Origin of the sequence: Pseudomonas siliginis, assembly GCF_019145195.1 — a bacterium.
In the GTDB taxonomy this organism is placed as follows: Bacteria; Pseudomonadota; Gammaproteobacteria; order Pseudomonadales; family Pseudomonadaceae; genus Aquipseudomonas; species Aquipseudomonas siliginis.
The window spans coordinates 857,131-869,656 of sequence record NZ_JAHSTW010000001.1 but is presented as its reverse complement, the minus strand read 5'-3'; the positions used below and the strand labels follow the sequence as shown (position 1 = coordinate 869,656).

The 12,526-nt window shown below is 60.6% G+C and carries 14 protein-coding genes; 7 read left to right on the top strand and 7 right to left on the bottom strand.

Annotation, left to right across the window (positions count from 1 at the left end):
- Nucleotides 1-192 precede the first annotated feature (192 nt).
- The 3 genes from KVG87_RS03775 to hcnC are packed head-to-tail and all read left to right on the top strand — an operon-like array spanning nucleotide 193 to nucleotide 3,165.
- Nucleotides 193-507, top strand: coding sequence for a (2Fe-2S)-binding protein (locus KVG87_RS03775; protein ID WP_217849326.1), 315 nt, complete (start codon nucleotides 193-195; stop codon nucleotides 505-507).
- On the top strand, nucleotides 504-1,913 hold the full coding sequence (gene hcnB / locus KVG87_RS03770; protein ID WP_217849324.1) for a cyanide-forming glycine dehydrogenase subunit HcnB: 1,410 nt from the start codon (nucleotides 504-506) through the stop codon (nucleotides 1,911-1,913). The genes KVG87_RS03775 and hcnB overlap by 4 nt, the downstream gene beginning before the upstream one ends.
- Entirely contained in the window at nucleotides 1,906-3,165 is a 1,260-nt protein-coding gene (hcnC, locus tag KVG87_RS03765; protein ID WP_217849322.1) for a cyanide-forming glycine dehydrogenase subunit HcnC, read from the top strand. Before hcnB ends, hcnC begins: the two co-directional genes overlap by 8 nt.
- A gap of 121 nt (nucleotides 3,166-3,286) precedes the next feature.
- On the opposite strand, the gene KVG87_RS03760 is transcribed toward hcnC, so the two are convergent.
- Nucleotides 3,287-5,095 carry a monovalent cation:proton antiporter-2 (CPA2) family protein gene (locus KVG87_RS03760; RefSeq protein WP_217849320.1) on the bottom strand — a complete coding sequence of 603 codons (1,809 nt, stop codon included), beginning with the start codon at nucleotides 5,093-5,095 and terminating at the stop codon, nucleotides 3,287-3,289.
- A gap of 250 nt (nucleotides 5,096-5,345) precedes the next feature.
- Between KVG87_RS03760 and KVG87_RS03755 the strand changes: the two genes are divergently transcribed.
- Nucleotides 5,346-6,260 carry a LysR family transcriptional regulator gene (locus KVG87_RS03755; protein ID WP_016775221.1) on the top strand — a complete coding sequence of 305 codons (915 nt, stop codon included), beginning with the start codon at nucleotides 5,346-5,348 and terminating at the stop codon, nucleotides 6,258-6,260.
- Here the strand turns inward: KVG87_RS03755 and KVG87_RS03750 are convergent.
- On the bottom strand, nucleotides 6,250-7,020 hold the full coding sequence (locus KVG87_RS03750; RefSeq protein ID WP_217849318.1) for a substrate-binding domain-containing protein: 771 nt from the start codon (nucleotides 7,018-7,020) through the stop codon (nucleotides 6,250-6,252). The genes KVG87_RS03755 and KVG87_RS03750 overlap by 11 nt on opposite strands.
- 12 nt (nucleotides 7,021-7,032) lie before the next feature.
- Nucleotides 7,033-8,325 carry an MFS transporter gene (locus KVG87_RS03745; protein ID WP_016775219.1) on the bottom strand — a complete coding sequence of 431 codons (1,293 nt, stop codon included), beginning with the start codon at nucleotides 8,323-8,325 and terminating at the stop codon, nucleotides 7,033-7,035.
- 488 nt (nucleotides 8,326-8,813) lie between these two features.
- On the opposite strand from KVG87_RS03745, the gene KVG87_RS03740 reads away from it, so the two are divergent.
- Both KVG87_RS03740 and KVG87_RS03735 read left to right on the top strand, forming a co-directional pair.
- The gene (locus tag KVG87_RS03740; RefSeq protein ID WP_042609276.1) at nucleotides 8,814-9,122 is read left to right on the top strand and encodes an RcnB family protein; all 309 of its coding nucleotides are present in this window, start codon (nucleotides 8,814-8,816) and stop codon (nucleotides 9,120-9,122) included.
- A gap of 87 nt (nucleotides 9,123-9,209) precedes the next feature.
- Nucleotides 9,210-9,722 carry a hypothetical protein gene (locus KVG87_RS03735; protein WP_076563460.1) on the top strand — a complete coding sequence of 171 codons (513 nt, stop codon included), beginning with the start codon at nucleotides 9,210-9,212 and terminating at the stop codon, nucleotides 9,720-9,722.
- A gap of 1 nt (nucleotide 9,723) precedes the next feature.
- Here the strand turns inward: KVG87_RS03735 and KVG87_RS03730 are convergent, their stop codons facing one another.
- Both KVG87_RS03730 and KVG87_RS03725 read right to left on the bottom strand, forming a co-directional pair.
- Nucleotides 9,724-10,035 carry a protealysin inhibitor emfourin gene (locus tag KVG87_RS03730; protein ID WP_041477010.1) on the bottom strand — a complete coding sequence of 104 codons (312 nt, stop codon included), beginning with the start codon at nucleotides 10,033-10,035 and terminating at the stop codon, nucleotides 9,724-9,726.
- Between the two features lie 14 nt (nucleotides 10,036-10,049).
- Nucleotides 10,050-11,096, bottom strand: coding sequence for a M4 family metallopeptidase (locus KVG87_RS03725; RefSeq protein WP_217849316.1), 1,047 nt, complete (start codon nucleotides 11,094-11,096; stop codon nucleotides 10,050-10,052).
- Nucleotides 11,097-11,227: 131 nt separating this feature from the next.
- On the opposite strand from KVG87_RS03725, the gene KVG87_RS03720 reads away from it, so the two are divergent.
- Complete coding sequence (locus KVG87_RS03720) at nucleotides 11,228-11,566, top strand: FKBP-type peptidyl-prolyl cis-trans isomerase (RefSeq protein WP_076563458.1); 339 nt, start codon at nucleotides 11,228-11,230, stop codon at nucleotides 11,564-11,566.
- A gap of 135 nt (nucleotides 11,567-11,701) precedes the next feature.
- Here the strand turns inward: KVG87_RS03720 and KVG87_RS03715 are convergent, their stop codons facing one another.
- The gene (locus KVG87_RS03715) at nucleotides 11,702-12,010 is read right to left on the bottom strand and encodes a helix-turn-helix domain-containing protein (protein WP_016775213.1); all 309 of its coding nucleotides are present in this window, start codon (nucleotides 12,008-12,010) and stop codon (nucleotides 11,702-11,704) included.
- A gap of 3 nt (nucleotides 12,011-12,013) precedes the next feature.
- Nucleotides 12,014-12,337: a type II toxin-antitoxin system RelE/ParE family toxin gene (locus tag KVG87_RS03710; protein WP_217849314.1), complete on the bottom strand. Its 324-nt coding sequence runs from the start codon at nucleotides 12,335-12,337 to the stop codon at nucleotides 12,014-12,016.
- Nucleotides 12,338-12,526: the final 189 nt, after the last annotated feature.

Below are 12,526 nucleotides of genomic sequence, written 5' to 3'. Positions count from 1 at the left end.
GCCTGGCGATATCGCCTACCGTAAATGATCCAGGCCTTTGCTGAGGTATGAGCTACAGTGCTTGTCGCGCACCTTGTTGCGCTGACGAAGTATCCGCGTCGACGTTGAAAACACAGCAAGAAAAGCGTCGACGAGGCGTAGTGCAGCAAGGAGCTGTCACCCTCAACTGAATCTTCACGGACGAACACCGTAATGAACTGCCTAGAAAGAACCTTCGATATCCAGCCCTTGGTGCAGGCGGACATGACCGTGCACATCAACGGCCAAGCGGTCAGCGCCGCCATTGGCGAAACCGTCCTCAGCGTCATCCAGTCCCTCGGCGTGCGCCACATTGCACGCAATGACCACGATCAGATCAGCGGCGCCTATTGCGGCATGGGCGTGTGCCAGTGCTGTCTGGTGAAAATCAATGGTCGGCACAAGCGACGCGCCTGCCAGACCGTAGTGCGCGACGGCATGCTGATTGAAACCCAAGTCAACCGCGTCGTCGGGCAGGAGGTTGTATGAGCGTGCAACCGTTGATCGTCGGCGGCGGGCCGGCGGGCATGGCGGCGGCCATCGAACTGGCGCGCCACGGCGTGCGCTGCACCTTGCTCGAAGAGGCTTCGCGCGTCGGCGGTGTGGTCTATCGCGGGCCGTTGCGCGATGGCGTGCAGCTGGATTATCTCGGCCCGCGTTATTCCGAAGCACTGGACAAACTGCACGGTGAATTTCAGCAGCAGTCAGGGCTGATCGACGTGCGCCTCAACCATCGCGTGGTCGGCGCTGAAGGCACTCGCGCTCTGGTGGTGCTCGATGGCGATGAACAGCTGCACGAGATCGCTTATCCGCAACTGCTGCTGGCCGCCGGTTGCCATGAACGCAGCGTACCGTTTCCCGGCTGGACGTTGCCGGGGGTGATCCTGCTCGGCGGTCTGCAGTTGCAGATCAAGAGTGGCGTGGTCAAGCCGCAACGGCCGGTGATCATCGCCGGCACCGGGCCGTTGCTGCCGCTGGTTGCGACCCAGTTGCATGCCTCTGGAGTGCGCGTCGCCGGCGTCTATGAGGCTTGCGCATTCGGCAAGATCGCCCGCGAGAGTCTGGCGCTGCTGAACAAGCCGCAGCTGTTCCTCGACGGCTTGAGCATGCTCGCTTATCTCAAGCTGCACGGCATCCCCATGAACTACGGCTGGGGCGTGGTGGAGGCCCATGGCGAGGGCGAGTTGAAAAGCGTCAGCGTCGCGCCGTATTCATCGACGTGGGAGGCGGATCTGTCGCGGGTCGAGCGCTTCGAAGCGCAGACGCTGGCGGTCGGTTACGGTTTTATTCCGCGCACGCAATTGAGCCAGCAGATGGGCCTTGATCACGGCTTCAGCGCCGATGGCTACCTGCGTGCCAACGCCAATGTCTGGCAGCAAAGCAGCGTGGCGCATGTGCATCTGGCCGGCGACATGGGCGGGATCCGCGGCGGCGAAGCGGCGATGCTCGCCGGCAAGATCGCCGCCACTTCGATCCTGCTGCAACGCGGTGTGCTCGACGCCGAGCTGGCCCGGGTGCGCCGCGATCGTTACGCGAGCAAGCTCAGAGCGATCGTGCGCTTTCGTGCGGCGGTGGATCGCTACACCGAGCGCGGCGTTGGTCAGATCGCTTTGCCCGCAGCCGACACGGTGATCTGCCGCTGCGAACATGCGACCCGCGCCGACATCGATCTGGCGCTGGAGCAGGGTGTGCAAGACATCGCCAGCCTGAAAATGCGCACCCGCGTGAGCATGGGCGATTGTCAGGGGCGGATGTGCGTCGGCTATTGCAGCGATCGCCTGCGCCAGGCCACCGGACGTCAGGATGTCGGTTGGTTGCGCCCGCGCTTCCCGATTGATCCGGTGCCGTTTTCCGCGTTCCAGTCCCTCGGCAAGGAGGGCGCTTGCCATGAGTAAGTTCTACGACGTGGTCATTGCCGGTGGCGGCGTGATCGGCGCCTCCTGCGCCTACCAATTGTCCAAACGCAAAGATCTCAAGGTGGCACTGATCGACGCCAAGCGCCCCGGCAATGCGACCCGTGCTTCGGCGGGTGGTTTATGGGCGATCGGCGAGTCGGTCGGCCTCGGTTGCGGGGTGATTTTCTTTCGCATGATGTCGGCCAACCGCAAGCGCGAAACCCAGGGCGCTGCGGTAGCGGTGGACGCCAGTACGCCGCATATTCTGCCGCAGTCGTTTTTCGATTTTGCCTTGCAATCCAATGCGCTGTACCCGGCGCTGCATCGCGAGCTGAAAGACAACCACGGCATGGATTGCAAGTTCGAGAAGACCGGATTGAAATTCGTGATCTATGACGACGAAGACCGGCTCTACGCCGAGCACATCGTCGGCTGCATTCCGCATCTGGCCGATCAGGTGCGCTGGCTCGATCAGGCGGCGTTGCGCGCGGTGGAACCGAGCGTCAGCCATGAGGCGCGTGGGGCGCTGGAGTTTCTCTGCGATCATCAGGTCAGTCCGTTCCGCCTCGCGGATGCCTATATGGAAGGCGCGCGGCAGAACGGCGTCGACATCTTCGTCAACACCAACGTCACCGGCGTGTTGCATCACGGCACTCGCGTGACCGGCGTGCAGACGGCGGAGGCGGGGGTGTTCCACTGCAAGACGCTGATCAACGCAGCCGGTGCCTGGGCGGCGGATCTGAGTGAGTGGGCCACGGGTATTCGCATTCCGGTGAAACCGGTTAAAGGCCAGATCCTGCTGACCGAACGCATGCCGAAAATCCTCAACGGATGCCTTACCACCAGCGATTGCTACGTGGCGCAAAAGGACAACGGCGAAATCCTTATCGGCAGCACCACCGAAGACAAAGGCTTCGACGTCACCACCACCTACCCGGAAATCGCCGGGCTGGTGCAGGGCGCGGTGCGCTGTCTGCCGGAGCTGGCGGACGTCAACCTCAAGCGCACCTGGGCGGGATTGCGCCCGGGCTCGCCGGATGAGTTGCCGATCCTCGGGCCGATGCGTGGGGTGGAGGGTTATCTGAATGCTTGCGGGCACTTCCGCACCGGCATTCTGACGTCGGCGATTACCGGTGTGCTGCTGGATAAACTGGTGAATGACGAGCCGCTGCCGCTGGATATCACGCCGTTTCTGGCGGATCGGTTTGCAGTCACAGCCGTCGAGCCAGCACCCGCGCTGGAACTGGCCTGACCCAATCCCCTGTGGGAGCGAGCCTGCTCGCGAATGCAATCTGTCAGCGAAGTATTGGGTGACTGACACGACGCTTTCGCGAGCAGGCTCGCTCCCACAGTTGGTTCTGGCCAAGGCACGATCAGGACTTGCGCGCTTCCTCTTCGAGCTGATCCGATTCAAACAATTTGGCCAGTTCCGCCCGGGCTTCCTGGGCGGTCTGCAGGACTTTGGCGGCATCGTCGTAGACGGCGTGTTGCGCCTCCAGCACCTGTTCGTCGTGATGCTTGAAACGCTTGATCCGCGCATCGGCCTGGGCTTGGGTCAGACCGAGGCCGACCAGCGTGCGCCGGCTCATTTCCAGACTCGAATAATAGGTCTCACGAATCGCTTCCGCGCCGACATCCACCAGGCGATGCACGTGCTGACGGTTACGCGCGCGGGCGATGATTTTCATGTGCGGATAGAGCTTGTGTACCACTTCGGCAGTCTTGATGTTGGTCTCCGGATCGTCCGTGGCAATCACGAAATACTCCGCTTCGCCAACCTTCGCCGCGTGAAGGATTTCCGGGCGCATCGGGTCGCCGTAGAACACCGGTACGCCGCCGAAACTGCGTGACAGTTCGATGGTTTCCACCGAGGTGTCCAGCGCGACGAACTTGATGTTCTGCGCGCGCAGGATCCGCGCCACGATCTGGCCCATCCGGCCCATGCCGGCAATCACCACGCGCGGTGCTTCGGTGTCGATTTCGCGGAATTTCTCCGGCACTTCCAGCGGCTGCACTTTCGGGCTGACCAGACGCGCGCAGATCAACAGCAACAACGGCGTCAGCGCCATCGACAGAGTGATGGTCAGCACCAGCATGTCGTAGAGACGCGGCTCGAACAGGCCCTGATCGCGACCGATCTTGAACACCACGAAGGCAAACTCACCGCCGGCAGCGAGGACGATGCCGAGGCGAATTGCGCTGATTTTGTTCAATCCTCCTGCCAGGCGCCCAACCACGAACAGCAGCGGCAACTTCAGACCGATCAGCAGCAGGGTCAGGCCCAACACGGTGATCGGCGCGCTCAACAACAGGCTGAGATTGGCGCCCATGCCGACGCTGATGAAAAACAGCCCGAGCAGCAGGCCCTTGAACGGTTCGATCTGCGCTTCCAGCTCATGCCGGTATTCCGAATCCGCCAGCAGCAGACCGGCGAGAAACGCGCCCAACGCCATCGACACGCCGACCAGATCCATCAGCCACGCCGTGCCGATCACCACCAGCAACGCGGTGGCGGTGGACACTTCCGGTAGCCCGGTTTTCGCCACCACGCGGAACACCGGACGCAGCAGATACCGCCCGCCGATCACCACCACGGCAATGCCGCCGAGCACCTGCAAGCTGTGACGAATATCGTCGGCGGTGCTGGTGTGGTGATCGACGCCGGCGAGCATCGGCACCAGGGCGATCAATGGAATCGCGGCGATGTCCTGGAACAGCAGAATCGCAAACGCCAGCCGCCCGTGGGGACTGGTCAGTTCCTTGCGTTCGGCAAGGCTTTGCAAGCCAAAGGCCGTGGAGGAGAGCGCCAGACCGAGGCCCAGCACAATGGCGCTGTTCAGCGGCTGGCCGAACACCGACAGCGCCAGCACGCCGATCACCGATGCGGTCAACAGCACCTGCGCCAGACCGACGCCGAACACGGATTTACGCATCACCCACAAGCGGCGAGGCGAAAGCTCCAGGCCGATGATGAACAGCAGCAACACCACGCCCAGCTCGGAGATATGCGCAACGCTTTGCGGGTTGCCGATCAGGCCGAGCACCGACGGGCCGATGATCACCCCGGCAAACAGATAACCGAGCACCGCGCCCAGTTGCAGACGTTTGGCCAAAGGCACGGTGAGCACGGCCGCGAACAGAAACACGACAGCGGCTTGCAACAGATTGCCTTCATGGGGCATTGGAACGACTCCTGACTACGGGTACGGCGGGGGTGACAAGGATAAGGGTTACGCGGTCTCCAGACCATTCGAGATCCAATGTGGGAGCGAGCCTGCTCGCGAATGCGCTGGGTCAGCCACCTATCCATTGACTGATGCCCCGCGTTCGCGAGCAGGCTCGCTCCCACAAGGGCAGCTTCCATCAGGTCTGTAATAATTTGCATCAACTGGTTACATTTATAACCCCTGCGCATTAATTTCCGGAAACGCCATGGCCATCAACTTCGACCTCAACGACTTGCAAGCCTTTCGCGCGGTGGTCGAGCAGGGCAGTTTTCGCAAGGCTGCCGACACCGTGCGCCTGTCACAACCGGCGCTGAGTCGGCGTATCGAAAAGCTCGAAGACGCCCTCGGGGTCAAATTGTTCGAGCGCACCACGCGCAAGGTCAGCCTGACCCAGGCCGGGCGCGGCTTCATGCCCAGCGTCGAGCGCTTGCTGGATGATCTCGACATTGCCTTGCTCGGCATCAGCGAAGTCGCCTCGACCCGTCTGGGCCATGTCACCGTCGCCTGCGTGCCGTCGGCGGCGTACTACTTCATGCCCCGCGTGGTCGCGCGTTATCACCAGCAGTTTCCGCGGATCAAGGTCAAAGTCCTCGATTCCAGCGCCCACGATGTGTTGAGTGCGGTGGTCAATGGCGAGGCGGATTTCGGCTTGAGTTTTCTCGGCACGCAGGATGCCAAAGTCGAGTTCGAACCGCTTGTGCAGGAGTGCTATGTCGTCGCCTGTCGCCGCGATCATCCGCTGGCCGGGCGTAGCAGCGTCAGTTGGGACGAGTTCTATCAGCAGGATTACATCGCGCTGGACAAGACTTCGGGCAACCGCTTTCTGCTTGATCAGGCCTTGGGCGGGGTGGTGCCGCAGCGACAGAGCATCTGCGAGACGCGGCATGTGACGACGATGATCGGCTTGGTGGAAGCGGGGCTGGGCGTGGCGGCGGTGCCGTTGATGGCGATGCCCGGCCCGGATCATCCGATCCTGACGCGGGTGCCGTTGATTGAGCCGCAAGTGATGCGCAGTGTCGGCATCATCAAGCGCCGGGATCGCACGTTGACCCCGGCGGCACTGGAACTGGAGCGGCTGGTCGTGGAAATGCGCGTCCAGCCGCCAACGATCAACGCTTGACCGAATCCAGCCCGGTGGCCTGCACGTCAGCCTGAGCGGCCGGTGCAGCGAGGTAGGCGAGCAGGGCCTTGGCCTCTTCCGGATGCTCGGCCTTGACCGGAATGCCAGCGGCGAAACGCGTCACCGACTGTACCGATTCCGGAATCTTCGCGACGAAGCTCACGCCCGGCACCGGCAGCAATTCGCTGACCTGCTGGAAGCCCAGCTGATAGTCGCCAGTGGCAACCACCGAGCCGACCGGGATCCTGGCGATCATCTTGGCTTTCGGTTTCAACTGATCTTCGATGCCGAGTTTCTTGAACAGCTGCTGCTCGATGTACACGCCGCTGGCGCTGTCGGAGTAGGCCACCGATTGCGCATCAAGCAGGGTTTTCTTCAGGCCGTCGACGCTGCTGATGTCCGGTTTCGCCGCGCCTTCACGCACCACCATGCCGATCCGCGAATCCGCCAGTTCAACGCGGGAGGCCGGGTCGACCTTGCCTTGTTTGATCAGCTCATCAAGAGCGTAACCGACCATGATCACCACGTCGGCGTGCTCACCGCGAGCCAGACGATTGGGAATCGCTTCCGGCGCCTTGCCCATCGACGGGCCGAGACTGGTGGTGAGCGTGTTGCCCGTTGCGGCGGCGAACTTCGGCCCGAGGATCTTGTAGGCGGCAGTGAAACCACCGGAGGTCATCACGCTGAGTTCTTCGGCCTGGGCCGCGAAGTTGAACGCGAGACCGGCGAGCAGGGCGGTGACAGTTAAGAGTTTTTTCATGGCAAGTATTCCTCAGGCCGCGACAGGTTGCAGACGACCACCGGCACGGCGGTACAGATAAAGAGTGGCGCACAGGGCGCACAGGGCACCGATGCTCATCCAGTAGCCTGGCGCGGCTTTGTCGCCGGTGTACTGGATCAGGAAGGTCGACATCGCCGGGGTGAAACCGCCGAAAATCGCGGTGGCCAGGCTGTAAGCCAGGGAGAAACCGGCGACGCGCACTTCCACCGGCATGATTTCGGTCAACGCCGGAATCATCGCGCCGTTGTACAAGCCGTAAATGAATGACAGCCACAGCAGCGACAGCAGCATGTTGGTGAAGCTCGGCGCCTGCACCAGGAACGACAGCGCCGGATAAGTGGTGGCCAGTGCCAGCAAGGCCATGCCGATCAGCACTGGGCGACGGCCGATCCGGTCGGACAACGCGCCGCCAATCGGCAGCCAGAAGAAGTTCGACACACCCACCAGCAGCGTTACCAGCAGCGCGTCGGAAGTGCTCAGGTGCAGCACGGTCTTACCGAAGGTCGGCGCGTACACGGTGATCAGGTAGAACGCGGTAGTGGTCAGCGCGACCATCAGCATTCCGCCGAGCACCACGCCCCAGTTCTGACCGAGGGTGCGGAACACTTCGCGCATGCTCGGGCGATGTTTACGCGCGGCGAACTCTTCGGTTTCCGCTAGGTTGCGGCGCAGGAAGAAGATGAACGGGACGATCATGCAACCGACGAAAAACGGAATGCGCCAGCCCCAGGCGGCCACGGCTTGCGGCTCCATCCACTGGTTCAGACCGTAGCCCAGCGCGGCAGCAACGATGATCGCCACTTGTTGACTGGCCGACTGCCAAGCGGTGAAAAAGCCTTTGCGGCCCGGCGTAGCGATTTCGGACAGATACACCGAGACACCGCCCAATTCCGCACCGGCCGAGAAGCCTTGCAGCAGCCGCCCGATCAACACCAGCGCCGGGGCGAACAGGCCTATGGTTTCGTATCCGGGCACCAGCACGATCAATATCGTGCCGCTGGCCATGATCGACAGGGTGACGATCAGACCTTTGCGCCGGCCGACGTCATCGATGTACGCGCCGAGCACGATGGCGCCCAGCGGCCGCATCAGGAAACCGGCGCCGAATACCGCGAAAGTCATCATCAGCGAGGCGAACTCGCTGCTCGCCGGGAAGAACACTGCTGCGATCTGCGTGGCGTAGAAGCCGAACAGAAAGAAGTCGAACTGTTCGAGGAAGTTGCCCGAGGTCACCCGGAAGATGGCACCGGCCCGCGAGCCGTTGGTTGGGATTGAGGCTGTCATTGAAAAGTACTCCACCGCTTTTATGACGTGCGCTACGGAGAAGCGGCGCACGGTTTTTATTGAGGTGGATGGTGGCGCAGATGTAACAATCTGTTAATTGCATTGTTGGCATGGATTGATGCGTGGGGCGGATCAATCGTCTTGGCGGGAGCGCAGTCAATGTGGGAGCGAGCCTGGTCGCGAAGGCTTTCCGTCAGTTGGCAACGATGGCGGATGTGCCGGCGTATTCGCGAGCAGGCTCGCTCCCACAGGGGATCGGTGGTGATCAGAGAATCAGCGTCCGCCAAGTCTTGTGGGAGTGGAGCTCAGGTCAAAAACTGTGATGTAGCACCAGCCCTGTGGGAGCTGCGGTGCGACGATTCGAGTTGTCAGCGATGGCGGTCTGATGGACAAAGCCTTCTAACGGCCACCTCCGGCAAAAAACAAGGAATGTTTCCCGCGCCACGCAGTCGGAGTTCAGGTACTACTCATCTGAAAGAGGTTCACCGATGAACAGCAAAACCCTAATCGCCAGCCTGGCCCTTGTTGCGGGCATTGCCGGAATCACACCCATTGTTCAAGCGGCGCAAACCTCCAGCGAACCCGCCGTGCAATCGCCGACCAGCGATCGCCAACTGAAGGTCAACGACCGCGCACCGGAAATGTACCAGCGCGAAGACAAGGCGCTGAAGAACTGGAAAGCCAAAGGTCTGAAAGCACCGATCGAGCAGGCGCAGTGGGTGCAGATCAATGACAAGTACGTGATGGTGATGATCACCAACGGCACGATTGTCGAGATGCAACCCGTCGAGCGATAGATCAGGTTTACAATTGGCCACGGATGGCTGATTGCATTCGAACGCCGTTCCAGTAAAACAGCGGATGTCTGGATGAGGAACAAGGGATTGGACAAGAAACCGCTCTATCGCAAAGTGAACACTCGTACGTGGGGTGTTCGTCGCCACGAATCAGTTGCGCATTATCGCGATCAGCGCAACAGCAAAGCTGCAAGCCGTGACGAAGGCATGCGAAGTTCGATGCACGCAGGCAAACAATACGGGCGAGATTACACGCCGTTGTTTCGCTTCCTGCTGTCTCGGGTTGGCGGTTCTTGGGATGCCATTTTCAGCGAAGCTGTGGCCCGACTGGATCAATCAGCGCCGGTTTTCTGGATGGTTGCCATCCATGAGAAGGATCGCGAAGAAGTCGTGCGACTGGGTGAGTCCAGTTATTTCAACGGGCTGTATGTCGACGAGAAAAATCTCCTGCAAATGGTCAATCCGAAGCTGCAGGCGCAGGACATGACGCCGCGCTGCGAGTGCTGTACGCACACATTCAACGGTGTCGTATTCGGCCAAACCGCAGGCTTTGGCCCACGCACATCGTCAGTTGTCGACGCAGAAGAGCCGGCAGCATGAATCAGAGCAGCTCCCCCTTGTCCCAAAGCTGCACCAGCTCCCCAGGCGCACGATCCTCTGGCACCTTCAACACCATTTCCCCTGACGGGTAGCGCACTTCAATCTGGTAGAAGCGCTGATCCCCACGGCCGGATTCGCTGCTGTCCAGTGGCAGGCAACCCTCAAGCACCGAGCATATTCTCGAACGCTGACTGATGTCGCATTGCGCGAATTCGATTTCCCGTGGGCGGCTCAGGCTGTGAATCGCTGCAACGCCACCCTGGCGAGATACGCGCAAAACGGAATCTTTATCCAGCTCGGGTAGCGTTTTCATACGGTCTCCTCGGATTATTCGATACCGACCTGTGCCCAGGCTTGCTGCACTGTGTCGGCTGCTTCTGCGCCGAAGCGCTGGGCGGCGTGGTCGATCGTCAGTGTTGCGAAAGCGTCGAACGTTGCGTCCTGTTTCAAGCGGTCATCACACAGCGTGTCGTACCAGATGCGTCCGGCTTTTTCCCAAGCGAAGCCGCCAAACGCTCGGGCTGCCAGGTAAAACGCGCGGTTGGGAATGCCGGAGTTGATGTGCACGCCGCCATTGTCTTCGCTGGTGATGACGAACTTGCGCATGTGATCCGGTTGCGGATCCTTGCCCAGCATCGGGTCGTCGTATGCCGTGCCGGGATGCGACATCGAGCGCAGGCCCTTGCCTTGGATCTGTGGCATCAGCAGGTCGGCGCCGATCAACCAGTCTGCCTGCTCGGTGGTTTGGCCAAGGGTGTATTGCTTGATCAACACGCCGAATACATCCGAGAGCGACTCGTTCAACGCGCCGGACTGGTTGGCATAAATCAGCCCGGCTTCGCTTTCGGTGACGCCGTGGGCCAGTTCATGGCCGATGACGTCTAGCGAGCGGGTGAAGCGCTGGAAGATTTCGCCATCGCCGTCACCGAAGACCATCTGCGCGCCGTTCCAGAATGCGTTTTCGTAGCCCTGGCCATAATGCACGCTGCCGATCAGCGCGAATCCCTGATTGTCGATCGAGTCGCGACCGAGCACTTTCCAGAAGAAATCATAGCTGGCGCCCAGCGCATCGTACGCCTCATCGACCGCCGGATCCCCGGACGCCGGCTGGCCCTCGAGACGCACCGGCATGCCCGGCAAGAGCATTTTGTTCTGCGCATCATGCACGCTGCGCCGTGCCAGACCAGGCTTGCTCGCCTCCGGCAGAATCGCCCGCGCCGGCGGCTGTGAAGGACGGCCGGGGTTGGGCAGCAGGCTGCGCACATGATTGAGCGTCTGCATCGCGGCGTTGCGCTGCGGCTCGGAACCGTGGGCGATGATGCGGTTGAGGATGTAGGGCGGGATGAAACTGCGCAGTAATCGAGAGTCGGTCATCTAAGCATCCTTGTCGTCATACGATGTCGATACACATGTGAGCGGCAAGGCGTGTTTTCGGTTCCATGGATTGCCATCGACGCCGGATTCTGCGAAAAACGCCGCCTGCGAACATCTCAAGAGCCAACGACATGACAGACGAACTGCAAATCATCGACCTGCAACCGGGCGACGGCAAAGCCGCGGTGAAAGGCGCGCTGATCACCACCCAATACACCGGCTGGCTGGAAGACGGCACTGAATTCGATTCGTCCTGGAGCCGGGGCAAACCGTTTCAGTGCGTGATCGGCACTGGCCGCGTGATCAAAGGCTGGGACCAGGGCCTGATGGACATGCAGGTCGGCGGCAAACGCAAGTTGCTGGTGCCGGCGCATCTGGGCTACGGCGAGCGGACCATGGGCAAGATCCCGCCGAATTCGAATCTGGTGTTTGAGATTGAGTTGCTGGAGGTTTTGACGCGGGAGGATTGAAGGGGGAGGAATCATCCAGCGGAGTTTCTGTGCAGCTGGATGATGTCGATGGTTAGCTGCGAAGTTGCATGCTATTCAACTCCCTCGATTTCAAAACTCGGAATGCAGGGTGGACATTGCCACGCAGAGCCAGTGTCAGGCCCATTGCAACGGGCCTGACGGAAAGCAAATGTCCACCTCCAGCCTTGCAGCAGCTGACAGGTTGACCAATGCATCCAGCGAGAATTTGTCGATTTTCCCGTTGAGTACATCATTGAGGCGCGGCTGCGAGATTCCCAATCTCTGTGCCGCGTCCTTTTGAGGGAGCTCCCACGCTCGAATGGTCTCGCAAAGCGAACGCATGAGCTTGGCTCGCAAACGCATGTTGGCGGCTTCCTGAGGCGTGTCCTCCAATGCATCCCATACACTGGAAAATCGTTGGGATGAGTCTTGATGTTCCTTCATGGCTTAACCTATTTCCTGATATCTGGCCCGGGCCAGTTCGATGTCTCTAATTTCCGTTTTACGCGTGGTTTTGTGCATGGCGTGAAGCACATAGATTGCTTGTGGTCGATTGACTACATGAAACACGCGAAACGCCCCTGAGTCCTCGGTGATCCTGATTTCGTTGATACCGCGTCCTACGGTTTTCATAGGGCGCCAATCGAGTGGGGCATCACCCTGTTGCAACAGGTCCAGCTGAAACCCCGCCGCTCTTCGGACATCAACCGGGAACGCTTTGAGATCTTTCAACGCGCTTCCCACGAACACCACATCCTTGTGTTTCGGCATCGGCTAGTCCTGTGTCAAAAGGAAAAGCGTAATAGCTGAACGTAAGCGGCGACGGTGAGTTGTATTGCAAGAAGTGCCAGTGCGCGTTTGATTTTCAGGTTATATCAGAATCAATATAAAGCAAGCCGCATTTGTCCGTTTTATGGTTTTCATCGGCCGGCGTTTCTGCAGGTCTCGCCGCCAGCGTCA

Coding starts and splice junctions, on each gene's coding strand:
- KVG87_RS03730 (WP_041477010.1), bottom strand. CDS start 10,035: ATGAAAACGCTACCCGAGCTGGATAAAGATTCCGTTTTGCGCGTATCT.
- KVG87_RS03710 (WP_217849314.1), bottom strand. CDS start 12,337: ATGCCGAAACACAAGGATGTGGTGTTCGTGGGAAGCGCGTTGAAAGAT.
- KVG87_RS03760 (WP_217849320.1), bottom strand. CDS start 5,095: ATGCCCCATGAAGGCAATCTGTTGCAAGCCGCTGTCGTGTTTCTGTTC.
- KVG87_RS03725 (WP_217849316.1), bottom strand. CDS start 11,096: ATGACCGACTCTCGATTACTGCGCAGTTTCATCCCGCCCTACATCCTC.
- KVG87_RS03775 (WP_217849326.1), top strand. CDS start 193: ATGAACTGCCTAGAAAGAACCTTCGATATCCAGCCCTTGGTGCAGGCG.
- KVG87_RS03715 (WP_016775213.1), bottom strand. CDS start 12,010: ATGAAGGAACATCAAGACTCATCCCAACGATTTTCCAGTGTATGGGAT.
- KVG87_RS03750 (WP_217849318.1), bottom strand. CDS start 7,020: ATGAAAAAACTCTTAACTGTCACCGCCCTGCTCGCCGGTCTCGCGTTC.
- KVG87_RS03755 (WP_016775221.1), top strand. CDS start 5,346: ATGGCCATCAACTTCGACCTCAACGACTTGCAAGCCTTTCGCGCGGTG.
- hcnC (WP_217849322.1), top strand. CDS start 1,906: ATGAGTAAGTTCTACGACGTGGTCATTGCCGGTGGCGGCGTGATCGGC.
- KVG87_RS03740 (WP_042609276.1), top strand. CDS start 8,814: ATGAACAGCAAAACCCTAATCGCCAGCCTGGCCCTTGTTGCGGGCATT.
- hcnB (WP_217849324.1), top strand. CDS start 504: ATGAGCGTGCAACCGTTGATCGTCGGCGGCGGGCCGGCGGGCATGGCG.
- KVG87_RS03745 (WP_016775219.1), bottom strand. CDS start 8,325: ATGACAGCCTCAATCCCAACCAACGGCTCGCGGGCCGGTGCCATCTTC.
- KVG87_RS03720 (WP_076563458.1), top strand. CDS start 11,228: ATGACAGACGAACTGCAAATCATCGACCTGCAACCGGGCGACGGCAAA.